Origin of the sequence: Castellaniella sp., assembly GCF_034675845.1 — a bacterium.
In the GTDB taxonomy this organism is placed as follows: Bacteria; Pseudomonadota; Gammaproteobacteria; order Burkholderiales; family Burkholderiaceae_B; genus Castellaniella.
On sequence record NZ_JAUCCU010000002.1, the window covers coordinates 659,037 to 678,175 of the forward strand.

Sequence of the window (19,139 nt, forward strand, 5' to 3'; positions counted from 1 at the left end):
CCGCAGCTAGCCAAAGATTGGGGGAAATTGTGAAGTTAAAGAGGGAAGCCAAGACACTGAAAGCCAAGGCTATCGCATCCTTGAAGCGGGGGCTGGAGGCGTTCAACAACCACGACGATGATGGAAGGCCAGAGACTGTCCTGCTTATGCTTCAGCACGCCAGTGAAATGTTAACTAAGGCATTGTTGGTTCAGAAGGGGCAAAACGTCTTCGACAAGGAAAAGGGGACTTCCATCGGTATCGAGAAGGCGTTGAACATTGCTCAGTCCAAAGGGTGGGTGAGCGCTGCGCAAGCTGGGGCCGTCCGCGTCATCGACGCGATGCGCGACCAAGCCCAGCACTGGATGATCGTGGTTCCAGAAGACGCTCTTTACATCAACGCCAGGGCATTGATCACCGTCTTGGATGAAGTCCTGACTGAACATTTCGAAGACACGCTCGCTGACAACCTTCCGGTACGGGTCCTTCCTCTGTCGACCCAAGCGCTTCCTGATTTCTTAATGCTGGTGAATCGGGAGTATGAGCAGATTCGAGAACTGCTTGCTCCGGGCCGAAGAGCGCGAGACGAAGCCAGGGGCCGAATTACGGCACTCCTGGCGATGGAAGCCCACGTTAGCGAGGAAGTCGCGGTTTCCAAGCGTGACCTGGATCGAATCGAGGATGCCATTAAAGGGGATATTCCGGTAGAGCAGGTGTTTCCACGGTTGATGACCTTAGCAACGAACGTGGAAGGCGAAGGTCCGACTATTCGTGTTCGAATCACCAAAGCGGCAGATGCCCCGGCTATTCGTTACATATCCGGTGATGACCCAGAGGGCGCAGCGGCCATCCGTGAAGTAGATCTCCAGAAAAAATACCACTGGAGCCCTAGCGCTTTGGCGGACAAGTTGGGTTTGTCGGCCAGCAAGGCCAAGGCCGTCCGCGACTTCCTGCGCATAGACGAAGATCCAGCCAACGTGATGGTTTTCGAGTTCGGGTCTCAAAAGCATCCCCGATATTCCGACAATGCGCTACGTGTGCTTCGGGATGCCATTACGCCAGAATTAGTCGAGGAAGCATGGCGGGCACGCCCGCGGAAGCGCGGTAGGTAGCCTTGTTGGCCTATGTCCATTTTCAGCAAGGGCGTCGCGAGTTTGATTTACCTTGGCCGCAGGCCAGAATGAACGCCAAGAGGAAAGAGCATGACGAGGCTGCACCAGGACGATCAAACCGAGCCGTGTTTCATCACCGACGGCCCGCCGTCCAATGACCTGCCGATGCCTCCGCACCGGATCATGAACCTGCCGCAAATCCTGGCTGACCTTCCCGATGACGAGTTGGCGAGGTGGCCCGGCGACTTGGCCGACGCCGAGCGGCAGAAGCGGCAAGGCTGGAGGTTGAAAGTCACCGATGGTGGCTAGCTCAACTTTTCTTGGTATTGCATGGTACTTTGCATGGTATCGTGCGCATGCAAATAAATAAAACTTTGATTTCGAAAGGATTTTTTCTATTATTGACAATCGAGTTGGGTGAATTGACGTCCTTCGGGGACTATCGCCAGCTATCGAAAAAGACGTAACGTGTTGATTTAAAAAGAAATACGTCACGGCGGCTATCGGTGGCTATCGCCGACCAGCGAAATGGATTGACGGTAGGGCTGGCGGTAAGAACCGGGGGGCGGATCAAGACCCTCCCGTTTACTATTGAGACCAAAACGGTCTTTGACGGTAAAACACTCCTCTGGAAAGCTTGTTTCATGCGGCTTTCCGGGCATCAACAGGTCTCCTGACCCCTGACGGTAAAAGCCGTCACGAAACAGGAGGAAAACCTCGATGCTTACCGACACAGCACTGCGCAATCTGAAGCCTAAGTAGTTGACTTATAAGGATTCTGATCGGGGTTGGACGTACGTGACGGTATCGACTGCCGGTACCGTCACCTTCCGCTACGATTACCGTCTCAACGGGCGCCGTGAGACCCTGACCATCGGCCGCTACGGCTTGGGCGGCATCTCGCTGGCCCTGGCCCGTGAAAAGCTGCTCGATGCCAAGAAGGCTGTCGCTGCGGGCCGTTCCCCGGCACTGGAGAAGCAGCGTGAGAAGCGCCGGCTCACCGCAGACAAGAACTTCGGTGATGTAGCGCTCAAGTGGCTGGCGGACGCCAAGATGGCGGACAGCACACGCGCGATGCGCAAGCATGTCGTCGACCGCGACATCCTGCCGGTGTTCAAGAGCCGGCTGCTCAATGAAATCACCGCTGATGACCTGCGGGCCTTGTGCAACAAGGTGAAGGCGCGCGGGGCGCCTGCCACTGCGGTGCATGTCCGCGACATCGTGAAGCAGGTCTATGCCTTTGCGATCCTGCATGGGGAGAGGGTGGACAACCCGGCCAACGACGTGGCGGCCGCCTCGATCGCCACTTTCGTGCCGAAGGATCGGGCGCTGTCGCCGACCGAGATCCGGCTGGCGTTCCACCAGTTGGAGTCCATTGCGACCTACCCGACGATCCGCCTGGCGCTGCGCATGGTTCTGCTGACCCTGGTGCGCAAGAGCGAGTTGATCGAGGCCACCTGGAGTGAGATTGACTTCGAGAACGCGACCTGGACGATTCCGAAGCAGCGCATGAAGGGGCGCAACCCTCACGTGGTCTATCTGTCGCGGCAGGCGCTGGACATCCTGGTGGCATTGCACACCTGCGCGGCAGGCTCGAAGTTCGTGCTGCCCTCGCGCTATGAGCCGACCCGTTGCATGGCGCATGCGATCCTGAACCGGGTGACCCAACTCATCGTGGAGCGTGCCAAGGCTGCTGGACTGCCGCTGGAGCCCTTTACCGTGCATGACCTGCGCCGTACCGGCTCTACGCTGCTCAACGAAGTGGGCTTCAACGGCGACTGGATCGAGAAGTGCCTGGCGCACGAGGAAGGGCGTTCCTCGCGCTCGATCTACAACAAGGCCGAGTACGCCGAGCAGCGGCGGCACATGCTGCAGGAGTGAGCCGACATGGTCGATGCCTGGATCGACGAGCGCATCCATGTGCCGAAGCTGCTGCCGGAGAACGTATCGGTCCCTGTTCTCAGCGCGGCTTTGTGAAGGGAGGGCCGCATGATGACCGTATCGAAACTCTCTGTCGGCGGCCAGCGCAAGGTTTGCCGACAGGACGAAAAGATCACTCTGGGTGATCTTTTGTGGTCCTTGCCAAACTGGCCGATCTTGGCGAAGGTTTACAAATATGTTATTTTGAGCACTATGGATGCTCAAAATTCAGGAAAATTGAACCGCTTGCTGACCGAACTGGGCGATACGCGCCTGGTTTCCAGCCGCTGGCTACGGGCGCACGGCTACTCCAACAGCCTTGTGGCGCGCTACGTGGGCAGCGGCTGGCTGGTGTCGCCGGCGCGTGGCGTCTACATGCGCAGGGGCGGGCGGCTGCAATGGGAGGGCGTGGTCCGCAGCCTGCAGGTCGGGGAGGGGGTACCGCTGCACGTCGGGGGATGCTTCGCACTCGACCTGCAGGGACACGAGCACTACCTGCGCCTGGGCGATGCCGGGACGATCACGCTGTATGGGCCACAGCAGCCGCCGGGCTGGATGGGCAAGCTTTCACTGGAGCAGCGCTTCGAGTACGAGGGCAAGGGGCCGTTGGATCTCCCGGCCGTGCCTGTCACTGCGGAGGTCTCAGGGACGGCGTTGTCGGACGCGGGCTTGGCTTGGTACTCCGTTGCGTTTGGGGCCGATGCCGTGGTCTGCTCGACGCCCGAGCGGGCCATGCTGGAACTGTGCGACAGCGTATCGGGTGCGGCAGGGGTCTACGAAGCCGATGCGCTGATGCAGGCCATGACCACGCTGCGGCCGCAGCGTGTCGGCCTGATGCTGCGGCACTGCCGCAGCATCAAGGCGAAGCGGCTGTTCCTGGCCCTGGCCGATCGCCATCGGCATGCATGGCTGGCGCACGTGTCGTTGGAAGGCGTTGATCTAGGCCGGGGCAAGCGTGCGCTGGTGCCCGGTGGGCGCCTGCATCCGACCTACCAGATCACCTTGCCGGGAGACCTCGATGAGCACCTGGCTTGATCAGTGGGACCGGCGCTACACGGACCGCGTGCGGTTGCTGGTGGAGATCCTGCCGGTGCTTGCGCAGGAGCCGCGCTTCGCGCTCAAGGGCGGCACCGCCATCAACCTGTTCGAGCACGATCTGCCGCGCCTGTCGGTGGACATCGATCTGGCCTGGTTGCCGGTGCACGACTATGCCGAGGATGCAAGACTGATCGCCGAAGCGTTGGGGCGATTGGCCGATGTGCTGCGTGCCCGGCCTCTGCAATTGCAGGTGCACACCTCGGCGGGTGAGGGCGGGGCGGTCACTCGCTTGGTGGCCAGTCGCGGCCGTGCGCGCGTGCAAATCGAAACGACACCTGTCATGCGTGGAGCGGTGCATCCGGTGCGCGGCATGGTGGTACGCCCGAGGGTGGAAGAGGCCTTCGGCTTTGCCGAGGTGCAGGTGCTGGCGTTCACCGACCTCTATGCCGGCAAGCTGGCGGCTGCGCTGTCGCGGCAGCACCCGCGCGATCTGTTCGACGTGGGCCTGCTGCTGGAGGATGAACGCGCGGATGCGGGTCTCTGGCGAACTTTTCTCGTGTACCTGACGTGCAGTCCGAAGCCGGCCTGGGAAATGCTGGCGCCGCGTGTGCCAGCGGATTTCGGAGCCACCTTCGAGGCCCATTTCAAGGGCATGACGTCCGAGCCTATCAGCGTGGCTGCCTTGCTGGAGAGTCGCGGGCGCCTGCTGGCGCGCGTAGCGCATTGGCTGGATGGGCCGTCGCGTGCCTTTCTGCAATCCGTCGAGGATGAGAAGGCGGATTTCAGTTTGATCGGATTGGCCCATGCGGCCGAGTTACCCGGCGTGCGGCGCAAGCTGCACAACCTGGCTCAGCGCACGGCGGCCAAGCGTGCGGCAGATCGCCGGCAGCTTGACGACACGCTGGCGCGGATCACCGGTGCCGGATGACGAAGGAGGTTGACGCGATGGTTCACGATTTCACACTGGTCTATGCACTGGACTCGGGCATGGGGTCGCAGGAGGATGTCCTTCGCCAAGTAGCGGACAGCGATTGCGCCGATGCCACGGTCGGCTGGGGGCGGCCGGGTCATGTCGGCCTGGCATTCAGCAGGGAGGCGAGCGACCGCGATACTGCGGTCACGCTTGCAACGGCGCAGATGGCACAGGCGCTGCCCGGGGCGGTGCTGGTCCGGGTAGATGCCGCGTAGCCGCTGCAAGCATTTGATGATGGCGTCATCATCGAACAGGGCGGTGCCGGCGCAGCTTCACGTCCGGTCCGCTGGACGAGTGGGTCTTCGCTGATCGAGAGGCCTGCTTGCGGCCTTCGATCACACTAATCATTGGCTTAAATCGGGCCCCCCGCTCACCGCTACGGGGCTGCTTCATCAGCTTGCTCAGTGCTAAGGTCATTCCTTGCGACAAGGGTCATCGGCATGCGGTGTATGAGGCTGTGCTCAAGCCCTTCCACGATCCAACCCGTTGAGGCTTCTTCGAAGTAGTGCTGGACGACACCGCGGCGGCGGAAGAATGTAGGGTCGAGAGGGTTTGAGGCGAAGGGGTTGTGATAAACCTGCAGCCCGTCGCTCAGTGTCTCACCGATCTCGTCAGCTCTGCCTACGCGCGCCATAGGCCGGCCGTCAGATGTTGCGCCCTATAGGGTGTGCATCATCGTCTGGTGCTCTGAAGTCTGGGGCGCAAGTGCACTCTCTTTTCCCCAGGTAGCGGTGCAGGAGAAAATCACCGCGGAAATTTGGCGCATACGGTCATCATTGAACAGTCCCAGTTCAATCTCGGCGCCGTTGTCCTTCGTGACGAAGCCGAGGTTTCGGGTCGGAGGGCCGTTCGGAAAAGCAGCTGGGTTACGCATGTACGCCGGCTCATCGACGTAGTGGTCGTAGAGGACCGACATGATCGGGCGGTTGTACTGGTGGTTGAAGTGCGGCTGCTCGAATGGAGCAATCACCAGAACGAAAGGCTTTCGGGCGACATGCTGGAGCTTTGAGTAGGCGTCGGTAAACTTGCGTGCCTTCCCGTGAATCGCGTTTGCAAGGCGAATCATGGCTTCGTGGTTCAGCGCGTCGATGTCGATGCCCAGGTTTGCGGGCGATTCAAGAGAAAACTGCAGGTCCCACTCGTTGGGTTTACCCTGAGCTGCGTTCGCAGTCACAGCCTCGACAAGGAAGCGGGTGCCCTCGCGGTCGAGCTGGAAGTCCGGCGCTGAGTGTGGCCAGTCGAACTCGAACCCATAGTCACAGAAGACCGCATATAGGTAGATCTCCCAGAAGGACGAGTTGAAGGAGAGCTGGAACTCTTGAATCATCTTCCCATCGCGGTCGGGGAAGCCCTCGGCCCAAGCAGCGAGGACTGCCCGGTCAGGTGCGCGTGCGGGGCCAAGCAGTGACTTGAAGTGCGGGTGCTGCCTGGATTCATCGACGATCGGTGTGAAAAGATCCATGGGGTCGTGCTCCTGGCGAAAGGATCCTTTAGCGAGCGTAAAAGGCTCATGCGTCGTGGCTGGCTCGGACTGAGGACTCGATGACTTCATCAATTCCTTGCATTTGTGATCCGATGTGTTAGGCGCCTTGTAAGCCTGCCCAAGAGGCGCTTCTGAGCTCTGATTCGGCCAGCCCGCTCCTCGGCGTTCTTGCGGCTGAAGCCAACACATTCTTCAGTGGGCGGAATGATCGCTCGCCAGAAGAGACGTTGGTGCAGATTTATGAGTCAGTGGCTGCCTCGACGTGAGAGCCGAGGTTCAGTTCGGATAGGGAATCGAACGTGTGCTGGATGCAATGAGTACGGATAGGGCCTTCTGCAAACTGCATCGGCACTGGGTTTTTGAAGACCAGATGACTTTCAATCGTGCAGTCGTTGCTCAGGCCTAGGTAGCGCGCCACGGTCGATGCGTGAATCTGAAGCAATTCGACCCGGTCTAGATGCTTCCGAAGCAAATCGCGCCGGCCCTTTTCATCCACTTCACCAGCGAAGTCCATTAACTGCTCGGCGATCTCCCCGTAGGTCTTGCGGAACTGCAGATCCTTGCACTCCATTACCAGCACCCGCCCATTTTTCGGATCCCAAGCTAGGACATCTACATCACCGTAGTTGCGCTCTAGCTTTGAAGAAAGTAACTTGCTCAGAGCTATCTCGGAGTGAGTTCTCCAGCCCAGCGAATTCATCCGCTTTGTCACGCGTTCGTTGAACTGCATGCCATCGCGGTGACGTGCGTGGCCAGCATATCTGCGCATAGCTGGACCAAGATGTCGGTCTGCATAGGACCCCGAGTAGTAGTTTGCAAGCGTGGAAATTACACCTTCCCTCAGCATAGCTGGTGCCACAAACATCTCGGGGTCTTCATCGTTTGAGAGTTGCAGCAGTGGTCGTCGAAGGAAACTGAGTCGGCGACGAAACCTCCAGAAGGAGATGTCTCGGTCATCATGGCCTTCGGGCAGATCTCGCCAGGATGTGCGGGGCTGCAGGCTCAGCGCCGCCAAGATGTTCGGGCCAATCCCTTTGTTTGGAGCTAGGGCCTCAAGCTCGCTTCGTCGAATCACGAAGATCGGCTCGTCTCGTTCGATCCCATGGTTCTCAACGGCATCCACGAACTGTCGAAGCGCATTGAACTCAAATCCGAATTCTACAACCCACGCATCCAGAAATTTCTGATCCAACACACCCTTCACGTCTAGTACGACGGCGGGCATGGCGAGGTTCTTGCTGTAGCTCCTGACCGAATCCATGTAGCGGACTGCGTTCGTCCTGCTACCGAACTGGTCGATGACACTGTCGATGAAGTCGTGATGAACGTGCACATCGCCCAACGCGCGAACGGAGATTGCGGGCTTCATGAGGCCCCAATGGATCAGGTCAGACCAGCCACCCAGGTGATGGATCTGGGACGCCAATGTCAGAAGAAGGGAGTGATCCATGCGGCCAAGTTCACGTGCTCCGTTGAGCGGGCATTCGCATATGGCCATCTCCAGCAGCACGCGGGATCCGTGAAAGATCGCATTCAGCTTGAATTCCTGCTCCTTCATAACGCTCAGGGCAGAAGACTGATCGTCGCGCAGTGCCAAGATCGCGGATGACGTTCGATGCCATCGGGCCCTGGACACCGAGGCCGCTTCATAGTTGAGCGAAACCTTTGAGAGCACATCGCGCCGATCGAATTGCGCGAGCTGTACTCTCAGTTCATCTTCCACGCGCCGCACCAGATCATTCAGAAACTGTCGGCAGGCTTCCTTTCCGGCAACGGCACCGCCCTCGCGGGGATCGCGGACCTTCCACCCGAGTCCGAGCCTTGTCGCGGCGTCCTCGTAGGAACTGATGTTGACCAGCGTCTCCCGACCGAGCCAAGGGAAGAAATCCCGAAACTCCTGTTGCGAGAACATGTGAGTCTGCCTGGCCTGAGCGCTGGGAACGATCTTCCGAAAGAGGCCTTCAGGATCGCTCGGTACCCTATCGGAAAGCCGCGAGACGCCTGAAATAAGTGCTCTCACTAAGGCTGCCTCCGCTATATTTTCGGGGCTGTAGAGAGCTCTTTCGAAGGCCGAGCCGATCGTCATTTGAATCGTGCATGTCGCATGTTCGGCCGTAACGGCAATGGCGTGCGCGGCGTCTTCCGCATTACCCCATCCTTGCTCAGGATCTAATGGGATTTGGGACGAGGTGAAGATGCATTTCCAAAGGATCGCTCCATTCCCAAGATATGTAGAAAACTCCGCTTCGAGATGAGGCGCCGCACGTCGGCACCATGTCTCGAGCATTCTCCAACGCTCATAGGTCCAGCTCGGCTTCCCTTCATGAACTGGGAGCTGGAACCACCATGCGCGTGCAGCTGTTCTGCACATCCCCATGGGGAAACCGTCTTCTGCGGGATCAACCGTTCGATATAGCGGTTGCCGGTTCTCATCGTCGAAGTGACTTCTTCCGTCGATCTGAACCAGTATCCAGCGTCCATCGATGAACCTCTCAGCGTGCATGTCAACATCTGCATGGAACGAGCGCCGGGCTTCCAGAATCGCGTTCTGCGTGATGGCCAAACAGAGTTTCTTTCTTGCTGCTTCGGACGGGATATCTGAATGTGGAACTAGATGCCCTTTGTTCGAATCGGCCCAGGCAACCAGATTGAGTAGCCCATTTGCGTTCTGTAGCTGTACACCCATCCTTGCCAGTTGGTCCTGGGCCAGGAGAATGCGCCAGAGCTGGAGAACATCCATGTCGGGCAGCCATCCCAAGGTCCAGAAGTCTGCTGTACTCGTATGCTGGACTTTCCATCTTGGGTCCGGGGCTGGCAGAAGAGATAGGGAGGCTCCTCGACCGATTCCGCAGGTCAGAACCAGCAAAAGTCCTTGCTGGAAGCCCTCTGTCCTGGAGCACGCGGTTAGAACGAAGGCGATGGCTTTATCGATTTGATCTGATTGTTCTTTCGTGGGTACGAAGGCCCCTCTGAAACCATCTTCCTTGAAGTCCTCAAGGGTGTCGACTATGCATACGAGCGCCAGATGACGACCCGCATCAACCTCCCTGGCTGCGCAGCAGAGGCTTCCAATGTGATTGATCCGAAAGGGAAGTTTCCTACCCTGGCTGCCGAGCAACGGTGAATGGGCGAGTAGCGTTGCATATTGGCGCGTCAGGCTCGAGAGGAATACTTGCCTGTTCTCATCCATTCCCAGCACTTCGATGAAGAACCTGCGAATCGCGACAGTGACGGCAGTCGGGAGGACAAGGAAGAGGCTCTGCTCGCTCCATACGATCGGCCGGCGCTCCAGCTCGGAATGGCCGACGGTTTGATCCCGCAGAAGCCCCGCGCGCTCCTGGCCGAGTAGAAATGGGCCCAGCAGGTCGATGTCAACGCCTGCATCAGCGAGATCAGCGTGGCTAAATCGCACAAGGTCCTGCAGCTGACCAAACTGTTGAGCGAGCGACTTCGGCAACACCTTGGTCCGAGTCTCCTCTCCAGACTGGTTTCGCTTCAGTCCCGCTCGGCGGAGGGCAAAGTCGGAAATTTTCAGAAGCGCATGAATTGAATTCGCGATGAATTGGAATTGCGGTTCATCCGGCAGCTCATCGACCATCTCGACGATGCGCTGAAGGTAGAAGGTCGCGCTCTCCCAAACACCCTCCAGGACAAGATAGTTGCCGCGGCTGGACGATATGTTGCCTACAAAGATGCTCTCGGGTGGATCCTCAAGATGGCCACACGCTAAGCCAAGCGCAGAAAAGCCCTTAAGGAGAATCTTCGAACCTGGTGCTTCTATCCCTTGGCCAAAGGCGACGGAGAGGTGAACGAGAGTCTCTAGGCGCAGGCAGTTCGCTTGGAGAGACGGTTGCAACAGCAATCCGCCGAACGCGGCCGCGACCCTGATTGCATTGAATCTGTGTAGATCCCGGACAAACGATTTGCACTGCCTAGCAATCTTTCCGATGTTGGGATCTGATGCTGGCAACCTCATCGTTGCAGCCAAGGAAGCGAGGTCAGGTTCTGCGTCGTAGTTGTGATCACTCATGTTCTTTGTACATATCTTCAAAATTGAAGCGGTATGCTGAAACGAGTGATCTTGGACACATCGAATAATCGCCATAGTTCCTAGAATCAAATTTTTCCTGCATCTAGCAAGACCTCCACGAGTGGCTTTTCCCAATGATCTTTCCGCAAGAGCTGACGGTATTCCTCAGCGGTTTGGGTTCGTGTTCGCACCATTATTGCGATGACTGACGCAGAACCGTGATGAATTGAGTCTGTATCAACATTGGCAGCCAACTTTCCGGTCGCGGTAGGGACACCGGTTACCCAGTGCCCCCCGCAGTTGGAAGCATTCATGGCCGGCGATCGGATGTTCAAGAGGGGAGGGCAAACGACCCTCGCGGTGAAGCCAGCAAAGCCGTAACTGGCGGAAGACCACGAAGCTTGTATATACACACCCGCAGCCTCGCGACCGAGGGCGGGACACTTGGCATCCGTGTTCTCGCTGATCAAATGGTCACTCGTAAGCGCTTGGCGCGCTCCTTGAAGGCACGTTCTCCACCTTCGAGGATGTCGCACACGTGTTGCCGGATGAGCGGGTTTTCGAGACTGCCGCTCTCGTATGTAATGAGCGGCAACTGGCCGGGCCTGTGCGGCCCACACTGCGCCACGATCACCTGATCCGCATCGGTGTTCACCACCAAGTTGGCATTGTGCGTCACGATGACTATCTGGCGCCGCTTCTTGGCGTCGCGGAAACGATGCACCAGTTCTTGATATATGGACTGAGGGTCCAAGTTCTCTTCGGGCTGATCGATGATGAGTGGTCGATCATCTTCCGCGTCGATGGCCAAGTACAGCAGCAGCAAGACGATGCCGCGTGTGCCGGGTGACAACTGCTCAATATCGACACCGTCATATTGCAAGCCGTAGCCAACAGTGATGTGATCGGTGCTGTAGAGCCAGTCCGAAATGTTGCGCGCCCATGCACGGAAATCGGCGTTCTCAGGCATGTGGGTCCGGAGCGCGGCCTCATTGATCTTGACGAAATCGAGCAAGGCCGTGGCGGCTTGCGCAGCGTCACCGGCCGCCCATGCCGCCATCAGCCCGGCGCGCGCTGACCGCAGCAATTCGCCGCGCCCCTTGAAAGGACCGTTGGTCCGCAGGTCCAACAACTCTTCGCCATTGGCGGCCCACTGCGAAAGATCCACATTTCGACGCACCGAGAACGACAGTTTCGACAAGGAGCCCGCCGCCTCGTCGATGCGCGCTTTGATAGGCGCGTAGAGATCTGCAAGCTCTCGCTCTTCCTCGACGATCGCTTCGAAGATGGCGGCGTAGGCGCTGCGCCGCGCTTCGATCAGTGCGCGGATGCGCTCGTCTGCGCCCTGGATGCGCTCGATCTGCTGCAACACTTTGGGCAGCGCGGCCTCGGCCTTGGTGATCTTGTCCGATAGGGTGGTGAAGCGTTTGGCGTTCTGCGCGTCGACACCGACCAGCTTGCGCAGGCGAGCAAGCTCCCGCTCAAGGAGCGAAAGAGATTGATCCGCGAGGTTGACGTCCACGGGGATCAGCGTGACGGCTGGGTCGGAGTTGGCCTGAGGCGCCGGATCGGTTTTCGCGGGGCCTTGCAGCGCGGTCACAGACAGGTTCGCCTGTTTGATGCGCTCGGTCAGCAACGTGTCAACCGGGCCGGCATAGTCGAGCCTGAAGGCTTCCCAGTCAGTGGCACTGAGGCCGGCCTGCTCACGCTCTTCCTTCAGGTCGGCGAGCAGAGAGGGGGCCTGGCGGGTGCGGAAGTCGCGCACGTCGTTTTGCAAATGAAGCAGCGCCTGGTGTCGGCGCTTGGCTTGATCTACCAGTTGTCGCTTCGCATCGACCGCGAGCGAAACCTGTTCATGGCGCCGCGCGCGTTCTTCGTTGCCCTTGGCAACCAGCGACTTGCGGTCAGTCTTGTCCTTGTCGATAGCACGCTTCTTCTCGTCCCGGTCCTTCTCGAGCGCCTTGAGGCCGTCCTTCTTGACACGTTCGTCGGTGAGGTCTGCGGACGCCCTGGTCAGAGCCTGTTGCTGGCGTTTGCGCTTCTGGCGCGAAGTTTCCAGCCGAAGGCCCAGCAACTCCTGGAAAGAGTCTGCGCCTTGACGCTCGTTGAGCGGGTGAGCACTGAAGATCACACGCTCGATCTCCGCGACCAGTGCATCGTTCAAGCCTTCCGCCGAGCAGAGCTGGTCGACGAACTGCTGTGACAGGTACTGGACATACGGGCTGGCGAGCAAATCCTCCATGTCAGTCTGGTCGAGTTCGTTGCCAGTCGTTTCGCCAGACGCCCATTGCAACTCGGCTTTGCTGTCACCGAGGTATTGTTTCGCGCGCAGGATGAAGGAGCGCTCGTTCAAATGAGGGGAGAGCGCAAGACCGCCTGCTGCAATCAGATCGGCCAAGGCGGTTTTTCCCGAACCGCGCGCGCCGATCACGGCAACCAATCCCGCGTTCAGCCCAACGGCACCGTTCGCGATCCAGGGCGCATTCGTCACAGACACCGAGTTGATTGTGTGGCTGTCCAGTGCGCCGCGCGGGGGCTCGGTGCCGATGAAAACACGCTCTTCGGGTTCGATGCAGGCCTGGCGTAACGAGTCGAACATCAGGTCGCCCTTGAGCCAGCAGCGCCGGTCGCCGTCAGGTTGCTCGGCCTTGGCGAGCGAATGCGCATCCGACCCGTGCAGGCATGGCTTGCATCCGTTGTACTGGCTTTCGAGTTCTTCGACCGTGGCCGATTCTTTGCCCAGCCAGAAGCGGACCTGCTTGGGATTGGCGCTGAAGATGATGTGGGCAAGGCCCTCGACGTTCTTGCGTTGCGCCGCGAAAGAGGCGGTGGCGTCGCGCAGACCCGAAGTTCCGTCCTTCTCCCCTCCGGCAACAGCGATCAGGGTGTTCTTCTTGATCCACTCGTTTTTTGACCATGCCTGCTTGAGCTGGTCGAAATTCACCTTGAACTGGTTGGCACCTTCAGACCGGGCTGCCTCGTCGTCCGTCAGGTCTGGTTTGTGGGCGCGGCCCAAGCGAATGAGGTCGCTGCGTTGGCAGCGGTAGGACTCGCCCAGGTACGGGAACTCGAATTCCAGCAGGAAGCGCTTGATCCGGTCGATGTGGTCGGCATCATGCGGCGAGAAGAGCAGGTGGATGTTGACCGCCGATGCCTTCGCGGTTTCGATCCCAAGCCGCAGTTCGACGTTGGGGAATATCAGGCCCACGCCAGGCAAACGTCCACGGCGTTTTTCTTCGACGACCTGCTCGTAACGTTCAATGCCGAAATAGTCGGTAATACCAATCGCGCGAATCGGCGGGTTCGACGCCTCGATGGCATCTAGGAACGCTGCCCAAGGATCTGGACCTGCGTACTGGTCGTTCAGGGCGGTGCCGGGCGTGTGGATGTGAGGGTCCCAGCGATGCCAGATCGAGCCTCGTTTGCTTTGTACGTCGAACATGTCGGCCATGGGTCCTCTTCAGTGTTCTTCCAAGGAGGACGTATTCGGTCACTCCTGTTATGTAGCGACGGCCAGCCCAAAATGCCAAGGCCAAATGCCTAAAATACAAGGCATTATGTACGATTTTGCCTAGTTTGGCGATTTATTTTGCCAAGGCTACCTTGTGTTTGTAGCTGAACGGGCCTAATATAGCAGGCGTTCAATATGGTAATGCCTAATTTCATGAGCAAATTCGTGATGCCTTTGGAAGTTGCCGACCGGGTCGCCCGGCTGGGACAGCGCATCCGTGTCGCGCGCATTCGGCGCGGCTGGTCGGTTGCCGATCTCGCCAGCAAGGCGGGCATCAACCGAAATACCCTCACGGCGCTGGAACTCGGTAAGCCGGGTACGGCGGTCGGTGTGAGCTTCACGGTGCTGTGGGCGCTCGGCTTGGACAAGTCTCTGGACGCTGTTGCGGATCCCGACAGCGACCTCCACGGCAAGGCGCTCGAAGCGTCGCGCCGCCCGACGCGGGCGGGCAAGGCTCGGAAGACAAGCGACGACTATGACTTCTGAGCGCGAGGCCTATGTATATATCCAGCTGCCTGGCACCATGGAAACGGTGCCGGCAGCGCTGCTCAGGGTGCAGACGCTGCCCGACGGCACGCAGATAGGGCGGTTTCGCTACGGCGACCGCTACCTTCGGCGCCAGGAGGCGGTCGCACTCGATCCGTTTCACTTGCCTCTTGCCAAGGAAGTCTTCGAGTTCACCCAGCTCAAGGGCATCCCCGGTGCAGTTCGAGACGCCGGCCCCGATGCCTGGGGACGTCGCGTGATCGAGCACAAGCTCGAGCGCAGCGCCGCCGACCTCCAGGAAATTGACTATCTGCTACATGGACCGCAAGACGGGGCAGGGTACCTGAGCTTTGGGCTCAAGGCAGAACCGCCCGCGCCCAAGCGCCAGTACAACCGCACGCATCACCTGGCCGAGCTGATTGCGGCCGCACAGGCGATCGAAGATGGGCGCCCGGTGGCTGCCCATCTGCTCGAACAGCTCGATCTTGGCACCAGCATGGGTGGTGCGCGGCCGAAGGCCACGATTGAGGATGCGCAAAGTCTCTGGCTCGGCAAGTTTCCAGCCAGAGACGACCGCTTCAATCTGCAGCGCGTCGAGTTCGCGACGCTCGACCTGGCCCGGAGATGCGGCCTGAACGTCACACAGGCGCGGCTCCAGTCCGTCGGCGAGAGCGATGTGCTGATGTTGCAGCGCTTCGATCGCGATTACACCGACAAGGGCTACCTGCGCTTCGGTCTAGTCAGTGGCCTAACCGTGCTCGACTGCGGCGATAGCCACCTGGACCGGGAGCGTTGGTCCTACCCGCTGATGGCCGACAACTTGCGCCGCTGGTCCGACAAGCCGGAAGCCGACTGCGCCGAACTATTCAGGCGGATGGTCTTCAACGCCGCAGTGACCAACAACGATGATCATCCGCGCAACCACGCTCTACTGCGCAGGCAGAAGGGATGGCGGCTTTCTCCAGCATATGACCTCGTGCCCGCACCTGTGGTTAGCTTGGAGAGGCGCGACCTGGCCTTGACCGTCGGCGACTACGGTCGCACGGCCAGCATCTACAACCTCTTGTCGCAGGCGGGGCGTTTCGGCTTGTCGGCGGAAGAGGCGCGCGGGGAGATCGATCGACTCGTCGATGTTGTCCGGCATTGGCGCGACGGCTTCCACGCCTGTGGTGTGTTGGTCGAAGACATCAACTACATCGCGCCGGCCATCTTGCCTGAGTGCTTCTTCTCCGAAAGGCGTCCCGATGCGTGAGCCGCAAAGCCGACTGGCGCCCAGGCAGGTCCACTGCGTAATTCGAACCCGACCCTTCGTGAAGTGGAGGTACCTTGAATAGCCCCGCTGACGATTACAAGGGATTCACAGACTTGGCAAGCGCTCAGGTCGAAGGCACTGATGCAAAGGGAATGATGCCGGGCCTGCTGGCCAAAAAATCGTTCTCCACCTTCAGCTGTCCGATTTGACGGTAAAGTTCAGCGATGGTCTGTGCCGTGTCGTCGTGCTGTGTGCCGTGCGCGAAAATCTCGGCGGCGTGTTCGGCGAGTTGTTTCTTCCAGTAGCTGATCATCGTAGGATGGATGCCGTACTTCTGGGCGAGCTGCGCCACTGTCAGCTCTTCACGCAGCGCCTGCATGGCCACCTTCGCCTTGAACTCAGCGCTGTACTGTTTGCGTTTCTGACTCATTGTCTTATCCTCAATGATCAGAGCTTACGCCTCCGTCCGAATTCTTGGGGCCTCTTCACTACCTGGGCGATGGCCGTATCGAGATCGATAACAACACGGCCGAGCGGGCGCTACGCGGTGTGGCCTTGGGCAGAAAGAATTACCTATTTCTGGGCTCAGACGCTGGCGGCGAACGCGCCGCGACCATGTACAGTTTGCTGGGCACTGCCAAGTTAAACGGTGTTAATCCGCAAGCGTACCTGACCCATGTCTTGACCGTGATCGCCGATCACCCAGTGAATCGGGTGGACGAGTTATTGCCCTGGAACGTCACGCTTGAGTCGTAGGCAACATCAGAATAAACCGTCAAGACGGCCCTGGTCGGAACCTTACTGTGATTCCATGTGAACCCCTTGATGTCGGAGTCTGTCAAGGTAGTTGGAACATGAATCATGCGGCCTCTAAATCTCTTTCAGGATAAATCAGTTCGGCCTCTTTCTCTGGATTGAGCCAGACGTCGCCAACTGGCTCCCAGTTCCTGGTGCAGCCAGACCAACGAGCAGGGTGGTTTGCTTGTGCCTGACGATATAAGCGATGACGCTCGCGCAGTGAATCCCCCCGGGTTTTGAGGAGGCTCCGAACTTTGAGAGAATGGATCTATGGCAAATCAATCATCTTTTTCCCCTGAAGTGCGCGAACGCGCCGTGCGGCTGGTGCAAGAGCACCGCGACGAATATCCATCCCTGTGGGCAGCGGTAGGCTCAATTGCGCCCAAGATCGGCTGCAATCAATCAACGCTGCTTACCTGGGTCAAACGCACCGAGACTGACAACGGCACTCGCCCTGGGGTCACTAGCGAGGAACGAGAGCGCGTCAAGGCCTTGGAGCGCGAGGTCAAGGAACTGCGCCGAGCCAACGAGATACTGAAGACGGCCAGTGCTTTTTTCGCCCAGGCGGCGCTCGACCGCGAACTGAAGAAATAAACGCTTATATCGATCAGCATCGGGAGCTGTACGGGGTCGAGCCGATCTGTAAGGTGTTGCAGGTCGCCCCATCAGCCTACAGGCTTCATGCCGCCCGGTGCCGCAACCCGGCGCTGTGCAGCAACCGGGCCAAACAGGACGAACAGCAGATGGTTGACATACGACGGGTCTGGGATCAGAACTTCCAGGTCTATGGTGCGCGCAAGGTTTGGCGACAGATGCATCGGGAGAACCTGCCCATTGCCCGCTGCACCGTGGAGCGACTCATGGGCCGTCTGGGCATTGAGGGCGTGCGCCGTGGCAAACGGATACGCACAACGATTCCCGATCCCGCCAAGCCCTGTCCACGCGATCTGGTGCTGCGGGCCTTCCATGCCGATCGCCCCAACCGTCTCTGGGTAGCCGACTTCACCTATGTGTCCACCTGGCAGGGGTGGCTGTATGTAGCTTTTGTGATTGATGCCTATGCCAAACGTATCGTCGGCTGGCGCACCAGTTCGCGGATGACCACAGACTTCGTGCTCGATGCCCTGGAGCAAGCGATCTATGACCGCCGACCAGATCCGGCCAGCGGTCTCATTCACCATTCGGATCGCGGTTCGCAGTACGTCTCGATCAGGTATTCAGAGCGGCTGGGTGAGGCAGGGATCAGTCCTTCGGTGGGTGCTACAGGCGATGCCTATGACAATGCACTGGCGGAGACTATCAATGGCCTGTACAAGGCTGAGGTGATCCACAAGCGTGGCCCCTGGAAAACCAAGGCAGCCGTTGAATTGGCGACATCCCGCCAGCAGAAGCCGAGCAGAGGTACTATCAACAACACGCAGTCCAGGCTGCAGAGCCTGTTTTACTTTAACTAAACAGCCTCCGCGAAACCCGGGGGGATTCATAACCGGCTAAAGCGGGTTTCCATGCAATCCTTCGCATAAAGCAAAAGTAGGCGCTCATTTGAGCGTTTTTGGCTTTATGCCTAGCATTGCAGCAAGCGGTGCAGTTGCCCTTTCTCTGTATCCGTTTTGGCGTGCGGAACGTCGCTGTTCTCTCTTCTTGCGTATCAGAATTCTCGATTGCATGAAACATAACATGCTGAAGTATACGCTAGAGGTAGATCAAAAGCGCCACATTGCCGCTATCGTTGGACCATGTATGGTTGTCTTGTACCGGAATGCATCTTTGCCTGATCCGCTGCTTTTATAGTTCTCATACAAATAGCGATACCCTATAGATGTTGAGAAACTATTGGTCCACAGGTAACCAAGGCCCAGATAACCGGAACTTGACAGCTTCGAGCCAACACCAAAGCCTCCGATATCGACAATGGCGTTCACATAAAGCTTTTCGTTAATAGACCGCTGTGCAAAGACACCGATAGTAGGATCAATCCACGATTTTCGCTGGCTTGTCGGCACTGAAGGCAGAGGCTTCGATGAGTCAAATTGCATAGAGCTTTTGACGCTCGTGTAGCGTAGCCCACCTGTAATAGCGAAGTCAGTATCAACACGACTGGTTGGCAGTATGTACCCTAGTGCGCCTGTTACAACAGTCTGGTTAAGGTCGGCACCGACAGAACTTCCATAAGCCGTATTAAATGCTCGCGAATGGGAAAGTTTGGCGGCTACCACGTCTCCCAGAACCAACCACTTACCATTATTAGCAATCAGTGACCCCATTAGTGCTCCGTCGAGATTGCGTAGTACTTTTGAAAATGGCACGTTGATTGATGCGTTGGGCAGATTGCGTACCCCAACATCGCCATTTAATGCTGTGGCCCAGCCGTAAAGACCTAACTGAAACTTCCAATCGGATGCTGACGTGTGGCTACTGGACGGGACAACAGTGGAGGGAAGATCAGCGGTATACGCTGGGTTCGACGCAAAAAAAGCAAGTGCAGTACTACACATGACTGATATCTTGGTGCAGTGCAAACTGACCCGTAAGCGCCTGACGTTATGAATTGCCATCT

At 58.5% G+C, this 19,139-nt stretch carries 12 protein-coding genes, 3 pseudogenes and 1 other annotated feature; of the genes and pseudogenes, 10 read left to right on the forward strand and 5 right to left on the reverse strand.

Annotated elements, in window-relative coordinates:
- The first annotated feature begins 17 nt into the window (after positions 1–17).
- The 6 genes and pseudogenes from VDP81_RS14675 to VDP81_RS14700 all read left to right on the forward strand — a co-directional run bounded on the left by VDP81_RS14675 (position 18) and on the right by VDP81_RS14700 (position 5,237).
- On the forward strand, positions 18–1,091 hold the full coding sequence (locus tag VDP81_RS14675) for a hypothetical protein (protein WP_323012698.1): 1,074 nt from the start codon (positions 18–20) through the stop codon (positions 1,089–1,091).
- Positions 1,092–1,181: 90 nt separating this feature from the next.
- The gene (locus VDP81_RS14680; protein ID WP_323012699.1) at positions 1,182–1,400 is read left to right on the forward strand and encodes a hypothetical protein; all 219 of its coding nucleotides are present in this window, start codon (positions 1,182–1,184) and stop codon (positions 1,398–1,400) included.
- Between the two features lie 453 nt (positions 1,401–1,853).
- Positions 1,854–3,068 (forward strand): annotated as a pseudogene (locus tag VDP81_RS14685) (tyrosine-type recombinase/integrase).
- A 156-nt stretch (positions 3,069–3,224) separates the two neighbouring features.
- Complete coding sequence (locus tag VDP81_RS14690) at positions 3,225–4,046, forward strand: type IV toxin-antitoxin system AbiEi family antitoxin domain-containing protein (protein ID WP_323012700.1); 822 nt, start codon at positions 3,225–3,227, stop codon at positions 4,044–4,046.
- A complete protein-coding gene (locus VDP81_RS14695; protein WP_323012701.1) occupies positions 4,030–4,977 on the forward strand; it encodes a nucleotidyl transferase AbiEii/AbiGii toxin family protein in 948 nt (315 codons plus the stop codon). The genes VDP81_RS14690 and VDP81_RS14695 overlap by 17 nt, the downstream gene beginning before the upstream one ends.
- A gap of 17 nt (positions 4,978–4,994) precedes the next feature.
- Positions 4,995–5,237, forward strand: a complete 243-nt coding sequence (locus VDP81_RS14700; RefSeq protein WP_323012702.1) for a transcriptional regulator — start codon at positions 4,995–4,997, stop codon at positions 5,235–5,237.
- Between the two features lie 443 nt (positions 5,238–5,680).
- Here the strand turns inward: VDP81_RS14700 and VDP81_RS14705 are convergent, their stop codons facing one another.
- The 3 genes from VDP81_RS14705 to VDP81_RS14715 form a co-directional block, all read right to left on the reverse strand.
- On the reverse strand, positions 5,681–6,484 hold the full coding sequence (locus VDP81_RS14705; RefSeq protein WP_323012703.1) for a hypothetical protein: 804 nt from the start codon (positions 6,482–6,484) through the stop codon (positions 5,681–5,683).
- A 259-nt stretch (positions 6,485–6,743) separates the two neighbouring features.
- On the reverse strand, positions 6,744–10,535 hold the full coding sequence (locus VDP81_RS14710; protein WP_323012704.1) for a hypothetical protein: 3,792 nt from the start codon (positions 10,533–10,535) through the stop codon (positions 6,744–6,746).
- 466 nt (positions 10,536–11,001) lie between these two features.
- Positions 11,002–13,986 carry a TrlF family AAA-like ATPase gene (locus VDP81_RS14715; protein WP_323012705.1) on the reverse strand — a complete coding sequence of 995 codons (2,985 nt, stop codon included), beginning with the start codon at positions 13,984–13,986 and terminating at the stop codon, positions 11,002–11,004.
- A gap of 213 nt (positions 13,987–14,199) precedes the next feature.
- On the opposite strand from VDP81_RS14715, the gene VDP81_RS14720 reads away from it, so the two are divergent.
- Together VDP81_RS14720 and VDP81_RS14725 are read left to right on the forward strand one after the other, a co-directional pair.
- The gene (locus VDP81_RS14720; protein ID WP_323012706.1) at positions 14,200–14,532 is read left to right on the forward strand and encodes a helix-turn-helix domain-containing protein; all 333 of its coding nucleotides are present in this window, start codon (positions 14,200–14,202) and stop codon (positions 14,530–14,532) included.
- Complete coding sequence (locus tag VDP81_RS14725) at positions 14,522–15,784, forward strand: HipA domain-containing protein (protein ID WP_323012707.1); 1,263 nt, start codon at positions 14,522–14,524, stop codon at positions 15,782–15,784. Before VDP81_RS14720 ends, VDP81_RS14725 begins: the two co-directional genes overlap by 11 nt.
- 124 nt (positions 15,785–15,908) lie before the next feature.
- On the opposite strand, the gene VDP81_RS14730 is transcribed toward VDP81_RS14725, so the two are convergent.
- Positions 15,909–16,214, reverse strand: a complete 306-nt coding sequence (locus tag VDP81_RS14730) for a transposase (protein WP_323012708.1) — start codon at positions 16,212–16,214, stop codon at positions 15,909–15,911.
- A 56-nt stretch (positions 16,215–16,270) separates the two neighbouring features.
- On the opposite strand from VDP81_RS14730, the pseudogene VDP81_RS14735 reads away from it, so the two are divergent.
- A pseudogene (locus tag VDP81_RS14735) lies at positions 16,271–16,540 on the forward strand (transposase domain-containing protein); the annotation flags it as partial.
- Positions 16,541–16,852: 312 nt separating this feature from the next.
- A pseudogene (locus tag VDP81_RS14740) lies at positions 16,853–18,032 on the forward strand (IS3 family transposase).
- Positions 17,131–17,247: a sequence feature (AL1L pseudoknot), on the forward strand. (Overlaps the previous pseudogene by 117 nt.)
- 253 nt (positions 18,033–18,285) lie before the next feature.
- Here the strand turns inward: VDP81_RS14740 and VDP81_RS14745 are convergent.
- A complete protein-coding gene (locus tag VDP81_RS14745; RefSeq protein ID WP_323012709.1) occupies positions 18,286–19,137 on the reverse strand; it encodes a hypothetical protein in 852 nt (283 codons plus the stop codon).
- Between the last annotated feature and the right edge of the window lie 2 nt (positions 19,138–19,139).

Excerpts from the sequence above, each read along its gene's own strand:
- VDP81_RS14725 (WP_323012707.1), top strand. The coding sequence starts at position 14,522 with ATGACTTCTGAGCGCGAGGCCTATGTATATATCCAGCTGCCTGGCACC.
- VDP81_RS14730 (WP_323012708.1), bottom strand. The coding sequence starts at position 16,214 with ATGAGTCAGAAACGCAAACAGTACAGCGCTGAGTTCAAGGCGAAGGTG.
- VDP81_RS14710 (WP_323012704.1), bottom strand. The coding sequence starts at position 10,535 with ATGAGTGATCACAACTACGACGCAGAACCTGACCTCGCTTCCTTGGCT.
- VDP81_RS14715 (WP_323012705.1), bottom strand. The coding sequence starts at position 13,986 with ATGGCCGACATGTTCGACGTACAAAGCAAACGAGGCTCGATCTGGCAT.
- VDP81_RS14700 (WP_323012702.1), top strand. The coding sequence starts at position 4,995 with ATGGTTCACGATTTCACACTGGTCTATGCACTGGACTCGGGCATGGGG.
- VDP81_RS14695 (WP_323012701.1), top strand. The coding sequence starts at position 4,030 with ATGAGCACCTGGCTTGATCAGTGGGACCGGCGCTACACGGACCGCGTG.
- VDP81_RS14705 (WP_323012703.1), bottom strand. The coding sequence starts at position 6,484 with ATGGATCTTTTCACACCGATCGTCGATGAATCCAGGCAGCACCCGCAC.
- VDP81_RS14690 (WP_323012700.1), top strand. The coding sequence starts at position 3,225 with ATGGATGCTCAAAATTCAGGAAAATTGAACCGCTTGCTGACCGAACTG.
- VDP81_RS14720 (WP_323012706.1), top strand. The coding sequence starts at position 14,200 with ATGAGCAAATTCGTGATGCCTTTGGAAGTTGCCGACCGGGTCGCCCGG.
- VDP81_RS14745 (WP_323012709.1), bottom strand. The coding sequence starts at position 19,137 with ATGGCAATTCATAACGTCAGGCGCTTACGGGTCAGTTTGCACTGCACC.
- VDP81_RS14680 (WP_323012699.1), top strand. The coding sequence starts at position 1,182 with ATGACGAGGCTGCACCAGGACGATCAAACCGAGCCGTGTTTCATCACC.